This window comes from Pseudoxanthomonas sp. J31, assembly GCF_000510725.1.
Taxonomy (GTDB): Bacteria; Pseudomonadota; Gammaproteobacteria; order Xanthomonadales; family Xanthomonadaceae; genus Pseudoxanthomonas.
In genome coordinates, this window is record NZ_AZNZ01000002.1 from 223,862 (window position 1) to 246,633 (window position 22,772).

Below are 22,772 nucleotides of genomic sequence, written 5' to 3' on the forward strand. Positions count from 1 at the left end.
GCCGGTCAGGAACGCGGGCGCGGCGGTCCCTTGCGGTGCGGTTTCGGGCCGCGCGGTGCGGGGCGCGTCCCGGTCGGGCGGAAACGCCCGCGCGCCGGCGGCGCGTTGGGCGACGGCGCATGGCTGCCATCCCAGCGGCTGATGCGCAGCTGCTGCCCGACCACCCAGGCCTTCTGCAGCACGCCCATGATCTCCGGCGGCATGCCGGCCGGCAGGTCGAGGATCGAATGGTCCTCGTGGATGTCGATGCGGCCGATGTAGCGCGCCTCCAGCCCGGCCTCGTTGGCGATCGCGCCGACGATGTTGCCCGGCTTGACCCCGTGCACGTGCCCGACCTCGACCCGGTAGGTCTCCATGCCCGGCTGCGGCGCCTCGCGCGGCGGCTTGGGCGCGCGCGGCGGGCGCGGCTCGAACTCCCCGTCGTCGCGGCCGCGGCGCGGGCGCTCCTCGAAGGCGCGCGGTTCGCGTGCCGGGCGCTCGCGCGGGGCCGGCTCGTCGCGGGCCTCCAGCAGCAGCGGCACGTCGCCCTGCAGCAGCCGCGCCAGGGCGGCGGCCACGTCCTCGGCGGCCACCTCGTGCTCGGCTACGTAGCGGTCCACCAGCGCGCGGTATTCTTCCAGGCCGCCGGCCTGCAGCGCCCCGCCGATGCGCTCGAAGAACCGCGCCACGCGGCGGTCGTTGACCGCCTGCACGGTCGGCAGGCGCATTTCTTCGATCGGCTGCCGGGTGGCGCGCTCGATCGCGCGCAGCATGCCCTTCTCGCGCGGGGTGACGAACAGGATCGCCTCGCCGCTGCGCCCGGCGCGGCCGGTGCGGCCGATGCGGTGGACGTAGCTCTCGGTGTCGTAGGGGATGTCGTAGTTGAGGACGTGGCTGATGCGCTCCACGTCCAGGCCGCGCGCGGCCACGTCGGTGGCCACCAGCACGTCCAGGCGGCCGTCCTTGAGCTGCTGGATGGTGCGCTCGCGCTGCTGCTGCTGCATGTCGCCGTTGATCGCCGCGGCGGCCACGCCGCGCGCCTGCAGCTTGTTGGCCAGCTCCTCGGTGGCGGCCTTGGTGCGCGCGAACACGATCATCGCGTCGTAAGGCTCGGCCTCCAGGATCCGGGTCAGGGCGTCGAGCTTGTGCAGGCCGCTGACGAACCAGTAGCGCTGGCGGATGTTGGCCGAGGTGGTGGTCTTGGCCGCGATGGTCACCTCGACCGGATCGCGCAGGTAGGTCTGGGCGATGCGCCGGATCGGCGGCGGCATGGTCGCCGAGAACAGCGCCACCTGGCGCTGCGGCGGGGTCTTCTGCAGCACCGCCTCGACGTCGTCGATGAAGCCCATGCGCAGCATCTCGTCGGCCTCGTCCAGCACCAGCGCGCGCAGGGCCGACAGGTCCAGCGAGCCGCGCTCGAGATGGTCGATGATGCGCCCGGGGGTGCCGACCACCACGTGCACGCCGCGGCGCAGCGCGTGCAGCTGCGGGCCATAGCCCTGGCCGCCGTAGATCGGCAGCACCTGGAAGCCCGGCATCTGCACCGCGTAGCGCTGGAACGCCTCGGCGACCTGGATGGCCAGCTCGCGGGTCGGCGCCAGCACCAGGGCCTGGGGCCGGGCCAGCTTCAGGTCCAGGTGCGACAGGACCGGCAGGGCGAACGCCGCGGTCTTGCCGGTGCCGGTCTGGGCGGTGCCCAGCACGTCGCGACCGGACAGCAGTGCCGGGATGGTCGCGGCCTGGATCGGCGACGGGGTTTCGTAGCCGACCTCGGTCAGGGCGGCCAGCAAAGGCTGGGGAAGGCCGAGGTCGCCGAAGCTCGGCGCGGCAGGGGTTTCTTGGTCGGGGGAAGACATCCGGGACTCCGGCGGCGGCGCCTGGGGGCGCGGCGGGGGTACATGAAAGTTGGCCATTGTGCGCTGCAACGCGAGGTTTGTCGCCTCGCGGCTGAATGCGGACCTGCCGTCCGTTCAGCGCATCATGCCCCGGCAAGGCGTTTATCCGCCGCGAAGCCGCACCCGGATGCGACCGGGCCGGCCTCACCCCGGACACCGGCACCGCCGGGTGCAGGGAGGAGCGCTCAGCCCCCGCCGGCAGTCCCGTCGACGTCCGGGCTGCCCTTGGCCGCCACGTCGGCCCCGGGCACGGGCTCGGCGCCTGCAGGGTCGTCCCCGCCCGCCGTCGCATCCGCGGCGGCGCCCAGCGTCGGCTCGACCGCGTTGAACTCGGCCAGCGGGCTCTCCGCCGGGCAGGTGTCGTCGGGGAAACCAAGCCCGCGGCGCAGCTCCAGGCCGCAGGCATTGCGCGCGTACACCTCGCGCTCGCCGCGGCAGCGCTCCTCGAACGCGCGGATCCAGCGGTCGCGCCGCTGCATGAAGTCGTCGCCGCACTTGGCCAGCAGCCGCATCCGGTCCAGGTCGTCCTGGGCGGCGTTGTTGCCGTCCAGGCCGTAGGCGGCCAGCTCGTCCTGGTTGAGCAGGCGCAGGCTGCGGTTGGGCACGGTCTTCATCACGTCGGCCAGCAGCGGCGAGGCGCCGTTGCGTTCCAGGTAGGCGCGCACGGTCCCGTACACCGCCTGCAGCTCGGTGTTGAGCTCCTGGCGGCTGGTGGCGGTGGAGCTGAGGCGGATGATGCGGTGGATGCCCACCCGCCCGGCCAGCACCCGACTGTCGCCGCCGGCCAGCACGAACACGCAGGCGCTGTGGCAGACCGAGTCCTCGCGCACCCACAGGGTCCAGTGGTGGTTGCCGATCCAGTCGCCAGCGCGGATCGCGTCCTCGACCTGGCCGCCGGTGGAGTCCAGGTCCAGCACGCGGTGGACGATGCCCAGCTCGTCGGCGGTCACCGTGACCCGCTGCACCAGGGCGGTGAACTCGGGGCTGATCTTGCCGGTGTAGCGCACGCGCACGACCTGCCCTTCGCGGCAGGCCTCGACGCCCTCGCGCAGCGCTTCGCGCTCCAGCGAGGCCAGCGCCGCGCCGTCGCCCTCGCGGTAGTCCAGGCTGCAGCTGATCCAGGCCTGGCCGGACAGCTCGCGCGGCGACCAGTCCACCTCGCCCTCCGGCTCGGCCGCCTGCCCCTGCGGCAATGCCTCCACCGACATGGCCTCTTCGGGCATCGGATCGCGGCTGACCGCGCCCCCCTCTTCCGGCGAGGCCACCGGCTGGGTCTGGACCTCTTCCTCATCGACCACGAAACGCTGGCAGGCGACCAGCACTCCGATGGCCGCGGCCAGCAGCAGGACCACGGACAGGATTCGGCGGGAGGCCTTGGACATGGAAGGACGGTCGGCTTGCATGCACCCAGTCTAGGCGGTGCCCGGCCGCGCCGGACAACCGCCGATGAACGTCGACGAACGGTTCAGCGCAACAGCGGCAGCAGCACCAGCAGCAGGCCGGCCATCGAGACGCCCCATGCCAGCGAACGCAGGTAGCGCACGCCGTACACGTACAGCGGCACGTACACCACGCGCGCCCAGAAATAGGCCTGCACCCCGAGCGCGGTCCAGGCATCGGCCTGGCCGGTGGCGACCACCGCCAGCACCGCGGCGGCGAAGAACGGGAAGGTCTCCATGAAGTTGCGGAACGCGCGGTCGGCACGCCCGGCCCTGGGCGGGAGCGGACCCGGATCGGCATCGCGCGGCCCGGTATTCCATTCGACCCCGCGCTGGCGGGTCACCAGCATGCCGGCCAGCAGCAACTGCGCCACGCCCAGCACCACCGACCAGCCCAGATAATGGATCTCGATGCCCACGGCCACCTCCTGTGATGTAGGCCCTCAGGGTAGCAACGGCGTTGGGGCTACGATATGCGCATGTCGAACGCGCGCCTGCCCCCGGTCCCGGAGCCTCCTTCCCCCGGGCCGCAAGGCCTGCTGCGCGAGATCCGCCACGTGCGCCCGCTGCCGCCTGGCCGGCTCGGTTTCTCGCTGCGCGCCGCCCTGGCCATGGGCATCCCGGTCCTCGCCGGCTGGCTGGCCGGGGATACGGCGGCCGGCATGATGGCCACCATCGGTGGCTTCACCGCCCTGTACTGCGGCGACCGTCCCTATGCCGCCCGCGCCATCGCCCTGGCGGCGGTGGCGCTGGGCTTCGCCGTGGCGGTGATGTTCGGGCTGTGGCTGCAGCCGCATGCCTGGGCCATCCTGCCGGCACTGGCCCTGGTGGCGATGTTCGCGACCTGGCTGTGCAACGCCATGCGCATCGGCCCGGCCGGCGCCTACCTGTTCGTGCTCGCCTGTGCCGCCAGCACCGCGATCCCGGCCGCCCACCTGCCGCCCTGGCAGGCCGGCCTGCTGGTGCTGGGCGGCGGCATGGGTGCCTGGCTGCTGCACACCGTCGGCATCCTGCTGCATCCACGCAAGCCGGAGCGGCGCGCGGTGCTTGCCGCCGCCCGCGCGGTGGCCGCGGCGATCTCCGCCGACGCCAACGGGCATCCACGCGCCCGCCGGCGTGCGGCCCAGGCCCTCTACGACAGCTGGCAGATGCTGGTGGGCTTCCAGCCGATCCCGGCGCGCCCGAACGGCGAGCTGGCCCGGCTGCGCGGGATCAACCGCGAGCTGCACCAGACCTTCGCGGCCAGCCACGACCCCGACCTGCCGGCCGAACGCCGCGCACAACTCCTGCGGCACGCCGTCCAGCTGGGCGAGGAGGTCCAGCAGGAAGCGATCCGGCGTCCGCGCACGCTGCCGGCCGGCACCGTGCCGCACGGTTACCCGCGCTCCTGGACCCTGCTGCGCGAAGGCCTGGCACCCGGCTCCAACCCGCGCCGCCAGCTGCTGCGCATCGGCATCGCCTGCCTCGCCGCCGGCCTGGTCGCCGGCGCCCTGGACCTGGAGCGCGCGTACTGGGCGGTGGCCGCGGCCCTGCTGATGCTGCACCAGGGCCTGACCTGGCCGCGCACCCTGCAACGCAGCCTCGAGCGCACCCTCGGCACCCTGGCCGGGCTCGCCCTGGCCGGCGCCATCCTCTGGCTGCATCCGACCGGGCCATGGCTGGTGCTGACGGTGATGGCGCTGCAGTTCACCATCGAGATGGTGGTGGTCCGCAACTACGCGCTGGCGGTGGTGTTCATCACCAGCGCGGCGCTGACCATCGCCAGCGGCGGCCAGGCCGTGGACGACATCCCCGGCATGCTGCTGGCACGCGGCGTGGACACCGTGATCGGCTGTGCCTGCGCCCTGCTGGCCTTCCGCCTGCTGCCGCCGCGCGCCAATGCACGCACCGTGGCCTCGGAGATCGGCCAGTGCCTGCTGGCGATCCGGCGGGTTTGCCCGCACCTGGAGCGCGGCGAGGTGACCACGCCGCAGGCGCGGATCGATCGCCGCGACCTGCAGCACCGCAGCTTCCTGCTGGAGCAGGCGCTGGACCAGGCCCTGGACGGCTCGGCGGAGGAGCGCCGCAGCGCCAGCGAGCACTGGCCCGCGGTCGCCGCCTGCCAGCGCCTGGTCTACCGGGTGCTGGCCGCGTGCTGGGACCTGGAACGGGAAGCAGAGGCCGAGGCGCCGGCACGGGATTCGGCCCAGGCCTCCGCCAAGGCCCTCCCGCAGGCGCCCGCGGACGATCCGGGAAGCATGGATGCGGCGGTCGAGGCCCTGTCCAGCCTGTCGCGGGCCTGGACCCACGGCGAGCCACCGCCGCGCCTGCCACACGGGCTGCCCCCGCTGTTCGCCGGCGACCTGGGTGACCTGCACCGGTTCCTGCGGCAGAAACTCCGGGCCTCCTGAGCAGGCTGGCGAAGACGGTCAGCTGGCAGTGGCACGGCGCGCCGGTCTAGCTGTGTAAACCCAGTCGCCCATGGAGTGGAAGACTCGGGAAGGCGAGCCGCGACCCTCTACGAAGTCAATGTAGAGAGCGAATTCTTCGGAACCCTGGGTTTCTTCTTCGGCCACCGTGATCTCCCCCATCACGTTCTAACGCCTGAATTAGGCCGCGCCGCGAAGCGGCGTCGGCTTGAATGAATTGTTAGGTGTGCTAGCCGACGATACCAGCATGCTGCTTGTCGATCTCACGACTAACCTCCCGCAGTTTTGTGTCTAAGTCGGCGTACGTTTCGTGCACTGCCTGAAGTCCGGCTGGAGAGTTGCTCAGAACCTTTGCGAGGTGCTCTTGGTGTCTCATCAATGCAAGGTAATGAGTCCGAAGCGCCAGAAGCGCGTTGAGGCGTCCGATGTCATTAGACCTCTTGGCTTCCCTCGCACTCCAGCGGGCATAGAGGGCAGCTAGGCTGGCCGCTAGAAGCGCCATTGCGGAGAGAGATAGCTCCCAGTTCATCCCGAATTCCCCTTGCACACCTAACACCAGAATTAAGCCGTGCCGCTAAGCGGCATCGGCTTGAATGATTTGTTAGGCAGCACGCCGAGCGCCTTAGCGGTCTCTTCAAGTGGCGTACTGAACCCCAGCTTCTTGGATGGCCGGGCGTTCATTTCAATTACCAGCTGGTCAAAACTGCAGCGATTCAAGCCACCATCTTGCTCGATGAAGCCTTCATAGTCGAGCGCGCAGTTAGTCAGCACGCCGAGCTGGGAAAGATCGGAAGCTCGCGCAAATGCAACAGAGCGATACCCATTCATCACTCGCTCCCGCACATGCCCGGGGTAACCGGCAAGCTCAAGCACTAGGGAAATGCCCCGAACCAGGCTAATGAACAGCTTTTCGGGCGTGAGGCGCTCTCCCTCCAGCATGAGGAAGCTCAGCTGAGTGCGACTACTCATGTACACAAAGGCATTCCGCTCTGCCATTGGCAGGAACGTCACGTACCAATTACCAAGCGGCGCGTCGGTTGGCCGAGCTTCGCCCAAGTGATCTCGTTTGATACGAGCTCTCGTAGCTATGGCGCGTGTAATGATCAGATTAGCCATGACATGTCATATGCGGCCTAACGCCTGAGTTAAGCCGACTTGTGTAGTGGAGCCAAAGCCATGGCAAGCTTTTTCTGCCATGGCTTTGGTGTAACGAAGCAAGTTCGGCTTGAACGAATTGTTAGACCCCGCTGCTATCTCTCTAAACTCTCTGCGAGTGACATCGCGCCAATGCGGCAACCAAAGGTTGCGATGATCAACAGCACAAGAGTGAAGAACGGTCCCCACATGCCATTGAAAAGAGTTGCAAGTAGGGCAACTGGAACAACGCCAACGCCCATGAGCACCAGGCCAACAATTACAGCGAAAATTCCCCATGTGAAGTACGTGAGTAGCAGGCCGAACATCCACAGCGTAGCGCCGAATACATAGGATGCTATGAGAATCGATACGCTTGAGAAGCCTCGTGTAGCTCGAGGAATGGCCAGAGGCAAGAGCACAAAAATAACAATGGCGAACGCTACTAGTGAAATTAGAGTAAGCCAAGGCAATAGGTGTTTACTGACCCACACGCCGCCAAGGATAAAGGCGGTAACAATAGCTATACCGACGGCGGCAATGGCCAAGAAAAGCGCGAATCCGCCGATAGCACCTAATGTCTCTTTTACGTTCACGTTGCTCCCCCTGCTTTTCCTCAGTGATTACGAATCACTGTTGCGAGTTTTGAACGCGCCAAAGACTACGGCCGCGATCGTGGCGATGTTAACGAGTGACCAAAACTCTCTCGTAGCATGCACTGGAAAGATCGGATTGTAGATCCCTGCGAGAACTCCCCATACCCAGACCCAAGTCTGCTGTTGCTGTTCGTGTGACTTGACTGCCAAATAAACGAAAATTGCACAAACGATCCATCGCATAACAGAGTAGTATCCATACGGATTGGAAGGAAGAAGCGCCCACAGAAGTAGCGCCACAACAAGGATATGCGGGGCGAGGGTATTCCAGCTGTTGGAAGGCTCAGTCATCTGTCTTGCGGGGTCTAACGCCTGAATTAAGCCGCGCCGCGAAGCGGCGTCGGCTTGAATGAATTGTTAGGCATTACCAGAAAACGCTGAAAGCAGGATATACCCAGCGGCGAGGACGTAACAGATGCACGTAAGCGCCATGCCAGTGACCCGAAATCGCAAGACTTCGTTCTCCTGCGACACTCCGTAGGCATGGACGAGCCGACCGAGCGCCAACAGGCTGCCAAGGGAATGAACCAGCAGACTCGGCGCACCCAGTTGCTCAGACGCTGCCATAAGGAGCAGTCCGAGCGGCACGTACTCGGCGAAGTTACCGTGGACGCGGATGGCCCGCATTAGGAGAAGATTCTTTCCGTGACCGAGCGAAACGCGGTAGCGCTGCCTAAGGCGAATGGTGCGGAAAGTGAGAAATGCGAAGAACAAGCTAAGTAGAGCAGCGTAAATAGTCCAGATCATGAAAATCTCTCCGTAATGCCTAACGTCTGAGTTAAGCCGCGACGCAGAGCGGCGTCGGCTTGAATGAATTGTTAGATCTCACTCGGCGGAAATCTCTAGAACATTCGATGGCAGAGGAAAATCCAGGATGTCGATCCGGGGGCTATCTGGCATGCCCATCGGTATGCCCTCCACGCACAAGCAGACCTGCTCGACGATGTGAGCAATGTCATGTGTGCCTTGGCTAAGCATTGCGATAAGCTCGGCTTGGCTCCACACGTTTGGTGCACCACCCCGGGAGCTTTCAAATGCGACTGCATCGCGGTGCCATACGCAAGCAGACCCGTCAGGTTGCATGTAAGAGGCAGACGCTCCAAACGCCTGCTCGTCGTAGAACATCTCGACGATCGCGTAGCGGTTTGCAAACGTGCTCTGGCGGCTGAGCTGGTCGGAAAAGTGGGATAAGCCCGAAGAGGTCTGCTTTGAGTCCCACTTGTAATTCGCCGTAGAAAGCCGCGGCCACTTCCCTTCTATGAGCAGAATCTTCCCGATACGGCCCCTTCGGACAATGATGGCTGCATCACACCCCGTCTCTCGCTCTTCCGGGGGACGAAGGACGAAGGATTTAGCCTTTAAGCCTGTGTGGCTGTAGGAATTGATGTTTCGTCGAAGCGCGCCCGTAAAGTTCGAGGTGTAGTCGTTCTCGCTAGCGATTTCGCCAATTATGAGATCACTCCGAATCTCTTTATCTGAGAGCGAAGCGAAGTGACAAAGCTCTCGAATTTGGTTAGGTGGTAGGAGTGCCATGAGTCTTCCAGTGAGATCTAACTCCGGAGTTAAGCCGTGCCGCGAAGCGGCATCGGCTTGGACGAATTGTTAGGCGCTACTTGCCAGCAAGTATGGCCGTCATGTCATGGTCGTAGTAGGCGCGATCGGCGCAGCGCGCATTGAATCTGTCAACAGCTGCGTTAAGAGCATCGACTCTTGCATTGACAGCTGGAAGTTTGGAGTTGTATGTGCCAACCAACCTTCTGTGATCGTTGATCAGCGCATTGAACCTGTCGACGGCTTGTTGGTTGTACACGTCAACGTGAGGCTCCATTGATGTTATGCGGGCCTCAAGTGTGTTGATCTTGGTCTCATCTGCCCGCAATGACGATTGGAGTCGCTCGACCGCGTCTTCTTGGCCGTTGATCTGATTCTGCTCGGTGACACACTGTCTAAGTTGCTCCCTCGTTAGGACGGGGCCGCTATGTCTGGCTCCAGGAGCCAATCCGCGCCCGCCAATCCTAACTCTCCCGCGCCGCGCCTCCGACTCCATCGGTAGCGTAGAGGCAATCGCCCCGAGCAGTCCAAGCAGCAACATTCTTCTTCCGACAGGCATCGGATACTCCCCCTGTAGCGCCTAACACCTAAGTTAAGCCGAGACGCGTAGTGGAGCGAAGCACATGGCAAGCTGTACCTGCCATGTGCTTTGCGTAACGAATCGGCTTCGGCTTGAACGCATTGTTAGGGCTCACCCGACAAACGCCGAGGACCCTATTGTCAATGCACCGAGGAATAGCTTCTTGACGAGCTCACCCACTGTCGCGCGAGCCCCATCATTGAGCGCGTCCGACAATTGCTCCGCAATGGGACGACGCTCAATTCCCTCGTTAACGGCAGCAGGGACTGCTCCAAGCAGAGTGAAGCCTTTGAGGGTTAGCACCGATTCCGGGAACACCGTCTCAGGCTGCTCCAGATAACGTTGATCTGGGCGGCACTCTATGAACCCTTCTTTTGCCAGGAAGTTCATTGCGCCAACGGAATCCTGAGTAAGCACCCGGAACTGCTCTTCTTCGGGGCTCTCAAGGAGATTGGCCACTTCCTGGCCGATTGCTTGAACGTCGAGTAAGACAGGGTTTGGGAACTCCCGATAGAGACGATCGAGGATCCGGGCCGTGAGCTCCTGGAAGATCTGGATATTGCGAGGTTCCGTCATGATGAGCCCTAACGCCAGAATTAAGCCGTGCCGCGAAGCGGCATCGGCTTGAATGAATTGTTAGCCTGCAGCTAGGCGGTACCGCTCAGCCAATGGCAAAAGTGCTTGGGCCGGATCTTTGGCGCCGGTGCGCATTGCATGAACTGCCTCTCCAGCTTGAATGATCCAAGGACGCAGCATTGGGTCATGGATTGAATCGGCGATTCTGTCAAAAACCTCGGCGGCGTTTGAATATTGCTTGAGGTGGAGTAGCAGCGCGCGTTTGGTAGTGCCAATGTCCGCGCCAATGGATTGAGCGAGGCTATCAGCGGCGCCGTACAAGATTGCGTAATACGGTGCCCATACCTTCGGAGGATTGGCGCCAGAAAGCATTGCGTCCATTGCTTGGGCGGAACTCCAAGTCTCCGCAAATGTATCAATCATCTTGGCGAGTTTCCGATGTTTCCCAAAGAACATAGAGTCTCCCTCTGCAGGCTAACACCTGAGTTAAGCCGCGTCGCGAAGCGGCGTCGGCTTGAACGAATTGTTATACGGACTCGAGTTGCTTCAGGGTTTTCCCGCTGGCGTCCTTCCATGCCGTTCGACCATTTGCCGTGCCACCATGGATTACCGCTGCTGCTGCACTTGGGCTAGAGAACTCGTGATTCTTGGTGAACACAAGGTACCCGTCGGCCGGCGCCAACACGCCATCTTTGAGGAGCTGCTCACGAGCGTTAACGACCCAAGGGTAGTCTTTAGCTGAGGGGCGGAGCGAGGGAACAGCCTGCGACTGAGCAAGCACCACGATGCCGTTTGGTGTGAGGTGCCCGCTGGCCTTGAGGCCACCGATCTCACAGAAAAGGAGGCGCGCCTCTTCTTTGGACTCGGGTGGGGCGGCGATGGGCACCAGCACTTCCACTCCTAGAGCGGGAAGCAACTGCTCGATCTTCTCGAGGAAGATTTCCATATCCGCGCGATCAGACTCGGGAAGCTTTGACGTTGTTGCCTGAGAGTTCGTAAGGCTCGCCCGGCCAGCGAGCTTTGCCAGTTCGATGAGTCGGCCTTCCAGGTAGCGGATATGGGACTTGGTTAGGTTCTCGTCTTTGCTCGTGAAGTAAACGACGTGGTTCCAGAAGTCCTTATCTACGTGCTGCCTGAGGCGCGATTGAATCGACTCTGCTTCGCCAATATAAACGGCTGGACCACCGGACAATGGGTCTACGCCAGTGAGCAAGTAGACGCCGACATTGGCCGCCTCCTCGCGCTTAAGGAGCTGGTCGAGCTCTGTTCGCGGGCCCGCGACGGCTTTCCCCGACCAGTTGGAAATCTCACCAGTCCGCAGACGCTTCGGGTCGCCGTGGGGCAGGTAGATTTTGATCGTGGCGCTAGGCATGTGTGTTGTCCGTATAACGCTAGAGTTAAGCCGAGCCGCGAAGCGGCTTCGGCTTGAATGAATTGTTAGGACCCAGGCCCGCGCTTAGTTGCAATAGACAGTTGAGCCAATTGTTTGGCAGGTACGGGTATTTCCATCACTGTCGGTCGTGTAAGACGTACTGCCGATGCGCTGAGTGGTGCTGGTGCGACCATCGCTGCCAGTCTCATACATAGTGTTGCCGATCCGCTGGCGAGTGCTGCTATAGCCATCACTATCGTTTCGATAAGTGGTATTGCCGATAGTCTGGTAGGTGCCGCTCGTGCCATCTGAATCGTTGCGATAGGTAGTATTTCCAATGCGCTGATATGTGCTGGAAGTGCTGTCGTCGTTGTTCTGGTACGTGGTACTTCCAATGCGCTGATAAGTGGACGATTGAGCGAAAGCAGTGGAGGTGACGAGCAGCAGTGCTGCACAAACGAGAATCTGCTTCATAAATGTTCCCCCTGTGGCTGAAGCGGTTTCAGTGTAGCGCAACCGAGAGTCTCCGGCTGGGCCCTAAAACCTGAGTTAAGCCGCGCCGCGAAGCGGCGTCGGCTTGGACGAATTGTTAGGTACTCCGCTGCGTACGCCGGAACCACTCATACATGACCTCCATGGCTAGCTTCGCATCCGCTTCCAGAATCATAGCGGGGTGCGCTTTGGTAGCGAGGAATCGCGTGCCGAACGCGTCGGGGTGATCAGGCGCTTTGCGGTGAGTGAACGGATTGCGGAGTAGGCGAAGCCTGTCAGTGCGGTCAAACAGATCGCTAGGCAGTGGCAGGTGTTGCCGGCCAGCTTTGATCATGAGCTCGAATGTGCGGCGCTCTTGTACAGGCACCACGCTTTCAAGTTCTTCACTAAGGGTCTGCTCTACGAAGGACGTGGCGAGGAGCAACGCGCCCACGAAGTGACCGGAAATGAAACAGAGCCGAGCCTCTTCCAGCATGTGGAGCACGGCCAGCTCACCCATCACGGCACCGGGATGGAAGTAGTGCTGAGCCAGCCACTCAATTCGCTCTACGCGAGCGGCCCGCGACGATTCGTCGGCCCGTACAAGAGCGGCACTGAGGTTTTCACGAGTGGCTGGAATGGGCATCGGGGTGCCTAACGCCTAAGCTCAGCGGCGTGGCCGCGAAGCGGACACGTCCGCTGGAGCGCCTTGTTGGGCTATAGCTGCCCACTTACGGGCGAGGTTTTGGTAGCCAGCACGCTGCAATAAATCTGGTAGCGAGGTTGGAAAATTATATTGACGAAGAATGTCGTCTATGAATTGAAGGTCCTTCCGAATACTGTTCTGCCTGTCTTCATTGACGATGCTGCCGGAATGCACGTAATAGCTGAATGCGAAGTAACCGCCATAGTTATCGCCCTCTCCGAATAGCTTCTTGGTTTTGGCTCCGATCATGACGTAGACCTTTGGATTATCAAGCTGAAGAAAGCTGACAAGCTTTGGATCTTCAACCCGAATGAAACCTTGACGTGTGCCGCCTGAGTATCCGAGGGTGGCGTTCACTGTCCAGCCCGATGTGGGCACCACGCGTTCTCCTTTCCGTTGGGCAAGAAGCTCGATGGCTTTCCTTGCGGGTAAGATTCCTTCCAGCAGCTTCGCCAGCGACTCTGAGGCGTTTTTGATGTCGCTTAGGAAAAGGGCCACCTCATGCGCAAGAGCTTCCTGACCTCTCAGGATTTCATCGCCTGCGGTGTCTTGAACTTCATCGTGATGGGATTCGCTTTCTTGAGCAGATTCACCGCTCCTAATCTTCTGAAGAAATGCCGCAACATGATTTTTGTGAACGAAGATGGCATCGCCACCTTCCACCGACAGGTTGATGATCTCTTCGGCCGCAATGTAGTCCTGTATGCGGGTAAGAAAGCCGTTTACGACCGCCTGTGTGTTGTACAAATGATTCGATGCAATGAATTTCTCCATCTCTGACAGCTTGACGATTTCGCCTTTTCTTAAGCCCTCCTCAACGCAGTCATCGGCGATCTGCCTGCCGATGAGAACGAATTTCTGTGAGTGTTCCATCAACATTGCAATGATGTCATCGCCGCTGTTTTGGCTGCCAAAAGTCTTTTTCAGGAAATCAAACACGCTTTGCGCCCTCTCATTTTCATGCGCTCTGTCCGAACGCTGACGTAATCGTTGCTTCAATTGGGATTCCTGAACGCTCCAGCAACTGCCGCTCGAAATCTTGTACTTGCATATACGCGAGATTGCAGAAGGCTGGCGTCAAATAGCTGTCCCAAGCCGCTTTCATTACTTCTTTCAGGTCGGCCTTGGAAGATACATGCGCTGTTTTCTCTATCGGCTGGCCATGCGCAATCTGGTCTCTTATGGTCTTCAGGGTGGCGACCGTTAGATACGGCTCGATGCTTTCGTCGTAGCACAAGCCGAGTGTCGTCATTACCTCTTTGATCTTTTCGGGAAATGGCCTGCGTTCTTTCCAACCTGAAACGCACTTGCTGCCGATGAAGTTGATTAGCGCTTCCACTGAGAATGCCAGCGCCACAACGCAACTCATGCAATCCAATGCCACGGCGTCCTCGATTTTCTCGTTGACTTTTCTGTTGATCGTCTCGTGGTGGTAGTGCGCAAGGTTCAAGAGATCATTGTGCGGATAGATGTGGACGCTATGGGTCATGAGTAGCCGCCAAATAAAGCCCAACACCTGAGTTAAGCCGCGCCGCGAAGCGGCGTCGGCTTGGACGAATTGTTAGACCGCAAGCCCGGTGGGTACGGTTCCGTAGCTTGCAGCCACTTCAAAAGCCTGGGACGATTCAACAGGGACGAGCTTAATCTTGGCCAAGTCTTTGGGGCCGAGCGGGAAGAATGCGCCACCCGGCTTAGAAAACAGATAGTGGTCGCCGAAGTTTGCGCCACACTTGCAGATGTTCGCGTAGTAGGCGAAGCCTGCGGTGAGCGAGCCGACCTTGGCAAAAGACTCTTCGCCCACAGGCAGTGACTCTGCCAGCGGAGCGGGCAGCTCTTCTACGTTCTGCAGAAAGTACGGGCCCTCGAAAGCTGGCCCATCGTCCCCGGTGATCTCGCTTGCGATGAAACCGTACACGGCACAGCTTTGCCCGCATTTCCAACAGTCCTGCTGCGACTCAACTAGGAAGAACGGTGGATGGATCGTGATTCTGTCCATGCGGTCTAACGCCCGAGTTAAGCCGCGCCGCGGAGCGGCGTCGGCTTGGACGAATTGTTAGCCGCCGCCGCCTTCCGAAGGGGCCGACGGCAGGCTTTGCGTCTCCGGTTGCGGCCGGTTCGACGATCTGCGCGGCCACCTCTTCTGCGATCGTGCGCTCACCTCGGCTCGCACCTCGACTTGCGGCAAGCCAAACTTCGCTGATACCGCGCCATCGGTTGCGTTGACCACGTAGTCAAGCAAATCTTTGGCGCTCAGCAGGTCTTCCACTTCTAGGGCTCGCTGCTTGCCCGTCTCGAACTTGGTTGCAGGCACTGCCTTTCTGTAGCGTTCGTCCACGATGCCGCGGTTGTGAACGATAAGATTGCGCGTGGCGATCAGTTCGACAATATGCTCGCGCTTTCCCTCGGGAACCAGGATGGGAATGCCTCGAGACTGGCACCAATCCTCTAAGTCACCAAAGCCGTCATAAGAGAGGCTAGCAACTTTTCCTTCGATCCAATCCTTAGTAAGGCTGTCGATCGAGTCGAACTGAAGGACATAGCCCAAGGTTAGCTCTTGCTTGCTTGAGCTCAGGATTCGCGGCTGCTTGTGCAGAACCTCGCGGAGAATCTCGACGACGTACACCTGAAAGTTATCGACGGCCCTACTGAGGAACATTTCGATGAACTCTTGCCTTGAGTCGCGAAAGGCTTGCGTGCGGGGCCCGGGCTCATTCTTGGCAAGCTTTACCGGATCGAACTCCTTGTAGCCGTCCTTACCGTCCAGGGCGTCTTGGAGCACGCGCATACCGTAGTCCCCGGTAAGGACAGTATCTGTGACGAAATTGAGGAGCCGCAGATCACAGGCACTGGCCCAGAAGTAGCTGAGCGCGGCGCGTGATCCGCTTTCCAGCGGGCGCGAATGGCTGAATTCTCGCTTGCTCATACCTTCCTACCGCATTGAGTGGCTAACACCTGAATTAAGCCGAGCCGCGAAGCGGCTTCGGCTTGAATGAATTGTTAGGCAGACTCGCGGCCCGCCAACACATCACGCAGCTCTTTAATGCGACGAAGTAAGAAGTACCAAAGGTATGGCAGGGAAAACAGTAGTAGAACTACAAGGGCGATCCCGGCAACGTCCTCCTTGATGTTATCGATCCGGCCTTGTACATCAACCAACTCTCTTTGAATGCCGGTAGCTCCGCCTAGACTTTGGAGAACTTGCGGGTCGCAAACGAGCTTGGGCGAGTCTTTGCCTTGTGGCTCGGATGAGGGCGGGTCAAATTGATCAAATGGGTTTGGCTTTGTGCACTCCTGCACGAGCCTTTCAAGGCTGCGCCTCTCAGGTGCGACTCGAACCGAGTAGGTAAGGATGCCAATCCCAATCGCCGCAACCAAACCAATCAACATCAGTCGGAGCGTGCTTTTGTGGGTCACGAAAATCCCCCTTGCCTGCCTAACACCTGAGTTAAGCCGCGCCGCGAAGCGGCGTCGGCTTGGGCGAATTGTTAGACCAACTATTTCGTCTTCTTGGGTTTCCCCGGGTTCTTGTGCGGCACGGCCTTGTGGACCTCCCGGATCTTTTTGTCTAGTTCCTCAAAGGCTGTGCGAGCGCCGTCCTTCTTGCCCTGAGTGTAGACCGCCTCAAGAACCTGCGAGAGACGAACGCCGTGATAAAGCGTCATGTCCTCCGTAATCTCATCGAGGGCGCGGGACACTCGCGGACTCGCGTAAACGGCAACATGCCCCGACTGCACGGGGATCAAGTTCTTCTGGTTTCTCGGCGCGCCCTTGGCTTTCGCTGGAGCCGCCGTCGTTCCCGACGTAGACGCAGACTTCGTAGGCTTCTTGGATCGAGTTGCCATGACACCTCCCATGTTGGTCTAACACCTGAGTTAAGCCGCGCCGCGAAGCGGCGTCGGCTTGAACGAATAGTTATGCCCTGGCCGCGCCATGCTCTGTAACCAAGGCCGTCTTAAGTGCTTTGTATGCTGCAAGTGCCCGATTGTAGTCAGCGCGGGAATACATCTCATGCTCCAGCGACGTTACCTCGTGGAGATGCTCGTTGCACCGGATGTCCCACACCCAATCCAGCTCAGCCTTCAGTTCGGCGTTGATCACGCCGCTCGTTACCAGACGCGCAGTGCGAACGGTGTATGACCTGCGACTGCCGCCACCGCGCGTGGCTTCTTTGGTTAGCCACTCACAGAGTGCGCCAATGATGCAGATTGCCTCTTTTACGATCATGCTCAGAGCGGCGCCAGACAGATCCGTACGGACGCATAGCCAACGAAAGACATCCAGAGTCATCGAGGCATAGCACGCGTTACGTCGCTGAACCTCTGTGCCGATATTGGGAAGAGTGCTCCGGTAGGTAGCAGCGGGAAGAATGAAACCACGAGGAAAGCGAATCCGCGCCTCAGCGACATTGCTGCGACCGTAGTTCTCTTGGATAGCGGCCAAGGCCTCGTTGGCCTTAGCAACCGTCTCAGCAAGTTGGGTAGGTGATAGGGGCATAACTACCAGTAGACCCCAAACCGGGGTGTAGCCCCGAGTCTGCGGCTGGGTCCCTTACCGCGTCAATTGACGAAGTCTTACTCGAATCAGGCATTTGCCTGATGGTGACCCACTGACCGCCGCGGCACCCTTGCGGTTTCGGCGGCAAGGAGGCCGCGATATGTCTTATGACGGCGAGCAGGCCGCGATAAGCGGGGGTGTAACACCCGGAGGGGCGCCCCGGTTACTTGACCAGGTGCGCGCGCGTTTGCGCCTGAAACACTACAGCCTGCGCACGGAGCAGGCGTATCTGTACTGGATCCGCCGGTATGTCCGGGCGTGGCTGCCGCGGCATCCGGCGGAGCTGGACGGGGCGGCGGTGGAGGCGTTTCTCACCGGGTTGGCGACGCGGGACAACGTGGCCGCCAGCACCCAGAACCAGGCGCTGGCCGCCCTGCTCTTCCTCTATCGGGAGGTGCTGGGCATCGAGCTGCCGTGGATGGAGAACGTGGTCCGTGCCAAGCGGCCGCGGCGGCTGCCGGTGGTGCTGTCGCGCGCGCAGGTGGTGCGGCTGCTGGAGCGCCTGTCCGGGCGGGAGGCGTTGATGGCCGGGCTGCTCTACGGCAGCGGGCTGCGCCTGATGGAGTGCGCGCGGCTGCGGGTCAAGGACGTGGACCTGGAGCGCAACGAGCTGACCATCCGCGATGGCAAGGGCGGCAAGGACCGGATGACGGTGCTCCCAGGCGCGCTGCGCGAGCCGCTGATGCGCCAGCTCGCGGAGGTGCGCCTGTTGCATGCACGCGACCTTGCCTGTGGCCTGGGCCGGGTGCACCTGCCGCACGCGCTGGCACGCAAGTATCCCAACGCGGCCGCGGAGCCGGGATGGCAGTACGTGTTCCCGGCCACGCGCATTTCGGTCGACCCGCGCGACGGGGTGAGGCGGCGCCACCATATCGACGAGAAGGTGCTGCAGTCGGCGGTGCGCCGGGCGGCGCGCGAGGCCGGCTTCGACAAGCCGGTCACCCCGCACACCCTGCGCCATTGTTTCGCCACGCACCTGCTGGAGTCCGGCGCCGACATCCGCACGGTGCAGGAGCTGCTGGGCCACAAGGACGTGGCCACCACCCAGATCTACACGCACGTGCTCAACCGCGGCGCGCTCGGTGTGCTCAGTCCGCTGGACCGTTGACCCCTCGCCCGCCCCACGCGCGCCCTGTGACCGGGTGCGCGCCAGTGTCTGCCACTGGGCCTCGACTGGAAATCACTGGCCGTCGGCTGATTTCCATGCGCGCGCGTATCGAAATCACTAGGACGCCGGTGATCTCCATTCACCGTCGTATGCAAATCGCTGGCGCGCCAGTCTTGATCGCTGGTCGCCGTATGGAAACCGCTCGGCGTCCAGTGATTTCCATTCATCCGCGTATGGAAACTGCTCGACGGCCACTGATTTCCATTCGTTCGCGTATCGAAATCGCTGGCGCGCCAGCGATTGCCACTCATCGCCGGGTGGGAATCACGCAATCAACCGTTTCTGGCCTCTACCCGGCCGGCTGCCCCCAGGTCGAGGCTGCCCCGCACCACCGTCCCGCGTCCCGCCACGCCAGAAGCGCCATGGCGTGTGCCGGCTGCCGGGAGGTAAAGGAGGAGGTGCTCGCCCGCGAGGGCCAGGACCGGGGGCGGGACGGCAGCAGGCCACACGCCAGGGCGCCCCGGCGACCGCCGCCGTGCCTTGACCTCAGTCCATCAGTCCCTCAGTCCCTCCGGCATTCCGGGTAATTCGGCAACCTGGCGACCACTGAAGCGACGGGACGACCGTCACGGCCGTACCACCGCCCCCCGGCGCCCTCGGTCCTACCGCCCCAGCATCGGCAGCTGCAGCCCCTGCTCCTTCGCGCAGTCGATGGCGATCTCGTAGCCCGCGTCTGCGTGACGCATCACCCCGGTGCCGGGATCGTTCCACAGCACGCGTTCCAGGCGGCGGTCGGCGGCCTCGCTGCCGTCGCACACGATCACCACGCCGGAGTGCTGGGAGTAGCCCATGCCCACGCCGCCGCCGTGGTGCAGGCTGACCCAGGTCGCGCCGCCGGCGACGTTGAGCATGGCGTTGAGCAGCGGCCAGTCGCTGACCGCGTCGCTGCCGTCGCGCATGGCCTCGGTCTCGCGGTTGGGGCTGGCGACGCTGCCACTGTCCAGATGATCGCGGCCGATCACCACCGGGGCCTTGAGTTCGCCATTGCGCACCATCTCGTTGAACGCCAGGCCCAGGCGGTGGCGCTGGCCCAGGCCGACCCAGCAGATGCGCGCCGGCAGGCCCTGGAAGCGGATGCGCTCGGCGGCCATGTCCAGCCAGCGGTGCAGGTGCGGGTCGTCGGGGATCAGTTCCTTGACCTTGGCGTCGGTCCTGGCGATGTCCTCCGGGTCGCCGCTCAGGGCCACCCAGCGGAACGGGCCAACGCCGCGGCAGAACAGCGGACGCACATAGGCCGGCACGAAGCCTGGGAAGTCGAACGCGTTGCTGCAGCCCACGTCGAAGGCCATCTGGCGGATGTTGTTGCCGTAGTCGAACACCGGCACGCCCATGCGCTGGAACGCGAGCATGGCTTCCACGTGCACGCGCATGGACTTCTTGGCCAGGTCGCGCACGCGCTCGGGCACCACTTCCTGTTCCTCCTCCCACTCGGCCACGGTCAGGCCCTGCGGCAGGTAGCCGCGCAGCGGATCGTGCGCCGAGGTCTGGTCGGTGACCGCGTCCGGGCGCACGCCGCGGCGCACCAGTTCCGGCAGGACGTCGGCGGCGTTGCCCAGCAGCGCCACCGAGCGCGCCTGGCCGGCCCGGGTGTAGCGCTCGATGCGTGCCAGGGCGTCGTCCAGGTCGGTGGCCTGTTCGTCGACGTAGCCGGTGCGCAGGCGGAAGTCGATGCGGCTCTGCCGGCACTCGATGGTCAGGCTGCTGGCGCCGGCCATGGACGCGGCCAGCGGCTGCGCGCCGCCCATGCCACCCAGGCCGGCGGTCAGGATCCACTTGCCGGTAAGGTCGCCGCCGTAGTGCTGGCGGCCCATCTCCACGAAGGTCTCGTAGGTGCCCTGGACGATGCCCTGCGAGCCGATGTAGATCCACGAGCCGGCCGTCATCTGGCCGTACATCATCAGGCCCTTGCGGTCGAGCTCGTTGAAGTGCTCCCAGCTGGCCCAGTGCGGCACCAGGTTGGAATTGGCGATCAGCACCCGCGGCGCGTCCGGGTGGGTCGGGAACACGCCCACCGGCTTGCCGGACTGCACCAGCAGGGTCTGGTCGTCGCGCAGCTCGCGCAGGGTGGCGAGGATGGCGTCGAAGCATTCCCAGTCGCGCGCGGCGCGACCGATGCCGCCGTACACCACCAGGTCCTCCGGGCGCTCGGCCACGTCCGGGTCGAGGTTGTTCTGCAGCATCCGGAACGGGGCTTCGGTCAGCCAGCTGCGGCAGGTCAGCTGGCTGCCGCGCGGCGCGCGGACGACACGGGAGGGATCGTGGCGTGGATCGGACATGCCGGTACACCTGGATGGAAGGTGCCGGCATTATCGCAGCGGCCCCGCGCCGGCCCGTTGTGCAGCGCGGGGCGCGGTGGCTCAGTGGCCGGCGCGGGGCGCTTCCTGCTGGCGCTGCAGGCGGCGCTCCTCGGCCTCGCGGGCGCGCTCGATCTCCTCGCGCTCGCGTTCGTACTGGATGCGCCGGGCCTCGAACTCCTGGCGGTAGCGCTCGCGCTGTTCGGGCGAGGCGGCGTGCAGCATGCGCCGCTCGGCGCGCGCGCGGTCGGCCTCCATCCGACGGCGGTTGTCCTCCAGCGCCAGGCGATGCCGCTCGGCGGCGGCGCGGCGGCTGGCGTCCAGCTGCTGCTGGCGGGCTTGCTCCGCGGCCTGGCGCGATCGTTCCCAGGTCTGCGCACGGGTGTCCTGGTCGCCGGCACGCTGGCGGTAGCGGTCGGGGGTGACGGACTGGGCCTGGGCCAGCGGAGACAGGGCCAGCCACAGCGCGATGGCCAGGGCCGGGAGGCGTGCGGCTCGCGGGATCGGCATCGGGTCGGCGCTCCGTATGGATACGCCCCCGTTATAACGCGCGCGGCGGCAGCCGCGCCGGCGGGAGCGCGGGCTGCTTCAGCCGGCGCTCGGGAACCGCTCAGGCGCGGTTTGGCCGGTGCACGTCAAGGCTGGCGGACGGCAACGCGCATCTGCCAAGCTTCCGCACCTGTTTTGCCCTCTCCCCATGTGATGTCCTGTTTGCCGCGCCTCGGCGCCTTCCTGTTCCTGTTGCTCTCCCTGGCCGCCTGCGCGGCCGCTCCCGCCCGCACCGCCAAGGAGCCGGCGTACACCCCGCTGCTGCTGGTCTCGGTCGATGGCCTGCGCGCCGATGCGCTCGGCCGCGGCGATACCCCGGTGCTCGACGCCCTGGCGCGCGAAGGCGTGCAGGCCGAGGGCATGCGCCCGTCCTTCCCGGCGCTCACCTTCCCCAACCACTACACCCTGGTGACCGGCCTGCGCCCGGACCACCACGGCGTGGTCCACAACTCGATGAAGGATCCGCAGCTGGGCCGCTTCGTGGTCGCGGACAAGCAGGCGGCCACGGTCGCCGGCTGGTGGCAGGCCGAGCCGCTATGGACCACGGCCGAGCGCGCCGGCATCGCCACCGCGGTGTGGGCCTGGCCGGGCGCCACCGCCGAGCGCGACGGCGTGCTGCCGCGCCAGGGCCAGGCCTTCGACGCGAACATCCCGCTGGACGAGCGCGTCGAGCGGGTTGCCGCGTGGGTGGCGGCGCCGCAGGGGCCGCGCCCCGGGCTGGTGGCGATGTACTTCGAGATGGTCGACGGCGCCGGCCACGACCATGGCCCCGGCTCGGAACAGGCCCGCGCGGCGATCCGCACGGTGGACGCGGCCATCGGCCAGCTGCTGGCGCGACTGGAGACCGCCGGCGTGGTCCCGAACGTGGTGGTGGTGTCCGACCACGGCATGGCCGACGCCCGGAACTTCCTCGCGGTGGAGGACATCGCCGCGATGGAGGAGGCCGAGGTGGTGAGCATCGGCCAGGTGATCGGCCTGGTGCCGCGCGCCGGATACGGGGACGCGCTGCGCGCGCGCCTGCCCGGCCGCCACGCGCAGTACCAGTGCTGGGAGAAGGAGCGCATCCCGGCGCGCCTGCACTACGGCAGCCACCCGCGCATCCCGCCGATCGTGTGCCAGATGGACGAAGGCTGGAACGCCCTGCCGCGGGCGATGATCGAACGGCGCAATGCCGAAGGCCGCCGCGACGCGGGCGCGCACGGCTACGACCCGGACCTTCCGTCGATGCGCGCGGTGTTCCTGGCCCATGGCCCGGCGTTCCGCCGCGGCCTGCGCCTGCCGGTGTTCGACAACGTCGACGTCTACCCGCTGCTGGCGCGCCTGGTGGGCGTGCAGCCGCAGCCGGGCGACGGCAACCCGCAAACCCTGCTGCCGGCGCTGCAGGCGCCCTGATCCGCGGCGCCGCCGGCGGCCGGGCCGTGCCGGCGGCGTCCGCTTTGA

24 protein-coding genes are annotated in these 22,772 nt (G+C 63.7%); 3 read left to right on the plus strand and 21 right to left on the minus strand.

Translation table 11 applies throughout. The features are described 5' to 3' along the window. Window positions 1–5: 5 nt before the first annotated feature. From PSEJ31_RS0104295 to PSEJ31_RS0104305, 3 genes are all read right to left on the minus strand, one after another. A complete protein-coding gene (locus tag PSEJ31_RS0104295) occupies window positions 6–1,835 on the minus strand; it encodes a DEAD/DEAH box helicase (protein WP_028914757.1) in 1,830 nt (609 codons plus the stop codon). A 224-nt stretch (window positions 1,836–2,059) separates the two neighbouring features. Continuing rightward, window positions 2,060–3,256 (minus strand): hypothetical protein, encoded by a 1,197-nt coding sequence (locus PSEJ31_RS15645; protein WP_232210969.1) that lies wholly within the window; start codon window positions 3,254–3,256, stop codon window positions 2,060–2,062. Between the two features lie 83 nt (window positions 3,257–3,339). Next, complete coding sequence (locus tag PSEJ31_RS0104305) at window positions 3,340–3,738, minus strand: MAPEG family protein (RefSeq protein ID WP_028914758.1); 399 nt, start codon at window positions 3,736–3,738, stop codon at window positions 3,340–3,342. Window positions 3,739–3,792: 54 nt separating this feature from the next. Between PSEJ31_RS0104305 and PSEJ31_RS15650 the strand changes: the two genes are divergently transcribed. Further along, window positions 3,793–5,703, plus strand: coding sequence for an FUSC family protein (locus PSEJ31_RS15650; RefSeq protein ID WP_051403643.1), 1,911 nt, complete (start codon window positions 3,793–3,795; stop codon window positions 5,701–5,703). A 579-nt stretch (window positions 5,704–6,282) separates the two neighbouring features. On the opposite strand, the gene PSEJ31_RS0104315 is transcribed toward PSEJ31_RS15650, so the two are convergent. From PSEJ31_RS0104315 to PSEJ31_RS17190, 16 genes are all read right to left on the minus strand, one after another. Further along, a complete protein-coding gene (locus PSEJ31_RS0104315) occupies window positions 6,283–6,837 on the minus strand; it encodes a hypothetical protein (protein ID WP_147208046.1) in 555 nt (184 codons plus the stop codon). A gap of 134 nt (window positions 6,838–6,971) precedes the next feature. Next, window positions 6,972–7,451 carry a hypothetical protein gene (locus PSEJ31_RS16805; protein WP_147208044.1) on the minus strand — a complete coding sequence of 160 codons (480 nt, stop codon included), beginning with the start codon at window positions 7,449–7,451 and terminating at the stop codon, window positions 6,972–6,974. Window positions 7,452–7,868: 417 nt separating this feature from the next. Beyond that, the gene (locus PSEJ31_RS0104320) at window positions 7,869–8,258 is read right to left on the minus strand and encodes an MAPEG family protein (RefSeq protein WP_028914760.1); all 390 of its coding nucleotides are present in this window, start codon (window positions 8,256–8,258) and stop codon (window positions 7,869–7,871) included. Between the two features lie 78 nt (window positions 8,259–8,336). Continuing rightward, on the minus strand, window positions 8,337–9,044 hold the full coding sequence (locus tag PSEJ31_RS16810; protein WP_147209271.1) for a hypothetical protein: 708 nt from the start codon (window positions 9,042–9,044) through the stop codon (window positions 8,337–8,339). A gap of 709 nt (window positions 9,045–9,753) precedes the next feature. After that, window positions 9,754–10,218, minus strand: coding sequence for a hypothetical protein (locus tag PSEJ31_RS16815; RefSeq protein WP_147209275.1), 465 nt, complete (start codon window positions 10,216–10,218; stop codon window positions 9,754–9,756). 60 nt (window positions 10,219–10,278) lie between these two features. Beyond that, the gene (locus PSEJ31_RS16820) at window positions 10,279–10,674 is read right to left on the minus strand and encodes a hypothetical protein (RefSeq protein WP_147209277.1); all 396 of its coding nucleotides are present in this window, start codon (window positions 10,672–10,674) and stop codon (window positions 10,279–10,281) included. A 70-nt stretch (window positions 10,675–10,744) separates the two neighbouring features. Continuing rightward, the gene (locus tag PSEJ31_RS16445) at window positions 10,745–11,590 is read right to left on the minus strand and encodes a GIY-YIG nuclease family protein (protein WP_084220796.1); all 846 of its coding nucleotides are present in this window, start codon (window positions 11,588–11,590) and stop codon (window positions 10,745–10,747) included. A gap of 84 nt (window positions 11,591–11,674) precedes the next feature. Continuing rightward, on the minus strand, window positions 11,675–12,064 hold the full coding sequence (locus PSEJ31_RS16450) for a hypothetical protein (protein ID WP_084220797.1): 390 nt from the start codon (window positions 12,062–12,064) through the stop codon (window positions 11,675–11,677). A 115-nt stretch (window positions 12,065–12,179) separates the two neighbouring features. Next, a complete protein-coding gene (locus tag PSEJ31_RS0104330) occupies window positions 12,180–12,707 on the minus strand; it encodes a hypothetical protein (RefSeq protein WP_232210970.1) in 528 nt (175 codons plus the stop codon). Window positions 12,708–12,728: 21 nt separating this feature from the next. Continuing rightward, window positions 12,729–13,766 carry a hypothetical protein gene (locus PSEJ31_RS16825; protein WP_186828188.1) on the minus strand — a complete coding sequence of 346 codons (1,038 nt, stop codon included), beginning with the start codon at window positions 13,764–13,766 and terminating at the stop codon, window positions 12,729–12,731. Beyond that, window positions 13,726–14,256, minus strand: a complete 531-nt coding sequence (locus PSEJ31_RS16830; protein ID WP_186828189.1) for a hypothetical protein — start codon at window positions 14,254–14,256, stop codon at window positions 13,726–13,728. Before PSEJ31_RS16830 ends, PSEJ31_RS16825 begins: the two co-directional genes overlap by 41 nt. 72 nt (window positions 14,257–14,328) lie before the next feature. After that, the gene (locus tag PSEJ31_RS0104335; RefSeq protein WP_147209283.1) at window positions 14,329–14,763 is read right to left on the minus strand and encodes a hypothetical protein; all 435 of its coding nucleotides are present in this window, start codon (window positions 14,761–14,763) and stop codon (window positions 14,329–14,331) included. Window positions 14,764–14,820: 57 nt separating this feature from the next. Further along, the gene (locus PSEJ31_RS0104340; RefSeq protein ID WP_028914763.1) at window positions 14,821–15,690 is read right to left on the minus strand and encodes a hypothetical protein; all 870 of its coding nucleotides are present in this window, start codon (window positions 15,688–15,690) and stop codon (window positions 14,821–14,823) included. A gap of 74 nt (window positions 15,691–15,764) precedes the next feature. Next, the gene (locus PSEJ31_RS16835; RefSeq protein ID WP_147209285.1) at window positions 15,765–16,181 is read right to left on the minus strand and encodes a hypothetical protein; all 417 of its coding nucleotides are present in this window, start codon (window positions 16,179–16,181) and stop codon (window positions 15,765–15,767) included. Between the two features lie 80 nt (window positions 16,182–16,261). Then, complete coding sequence (locus tag PSEJ31_RS0104345; protein ID WP_028914764.1) at window positions 16,262–16,462, minus strand: hypothetical protein; 201 nt, start codon at window positions 16,460–16,462, stop codon at window positions 16,262–16,264. 217 nt (window positions 16,463–16,679) lie between these two features. Further along, a complete protein-coding gene (locus tag PSEJ31_RS17190; RefSeq protein WP_147209287.1) occupies window positions 16,680–17,207 on the minus strand; it encodes a hypothetical protein in 528 nt (175 codons plus the stop codon). Window positions 17,208–17,421: 214 nt separating this feature from the next. On the opposite strand from PSEJ31_RS17190, the gene PSEJ31_RS0104350 reads away from it, so the two are divergent. Further along, window positions 17,422–18,429: an integron integrase gene (locus PSEJ31_RS0104350; RefSeq protein ID WP_051403644.1), complete on the plus strand. Its 1,008-nt coding sequence runs from the start codon at window positions 17,422–17,424 to the stop codon at window positions 18,427–18,429. 662 nt (window positions 18,430–19,091) lie between these two features. Here the strand turns inward: PSEJ31_RS0104350 and hutU are convergent. Both hutU and PSEJ31_RS0104360 read right to left on the minus strand, forming a co-directional pair. Beyond that, window positions 19,092–20,765 carry a urocanate hydratase gene (gene hutU, locus PSEJ31_RS0104355; protein ID WP_028914766.1) on the minus strand — a complete coding sequence of 558 codons (1,674 nt, stop codon included), beginning with the start codon at window positions 20,763–20,765 and terminating at the stop codon, window positions 19,092–19,094. Window positions 20,766–20,846: 81 nt separating this feature from the next. Continuing rightward, window positions 20,847–21,293 (minus strand): hypothetical protein, encoded by a 447-nt coding sequence (locus tag PSEJ31_RS0104360; protein WP_028914767.1) that lies wholly within the window; start codon window positions 21,291–21,293, stop codon window positions 20,847–20,849. A gap of 192 nt (window positions 21,294–21,485) precedes the next feature. On the opposite strand from PSEJ31_RS0104360, the gene PSEJ31_RS0104365 reads away from it, so the two are divergent. Further along, a complete protein-coding gene (locus PSEJ31_RS0104365; protein WP_051403645.1) occupies window positions 21,486–22,724 on the plus strand; it encodes an ectonucleotide pyrophosphatase/phosphodiesterase in 1,239 nt (412 codons plus the stop codon). Window positions 22,725–22,772 lie beyond the last annotated feature (48 nt).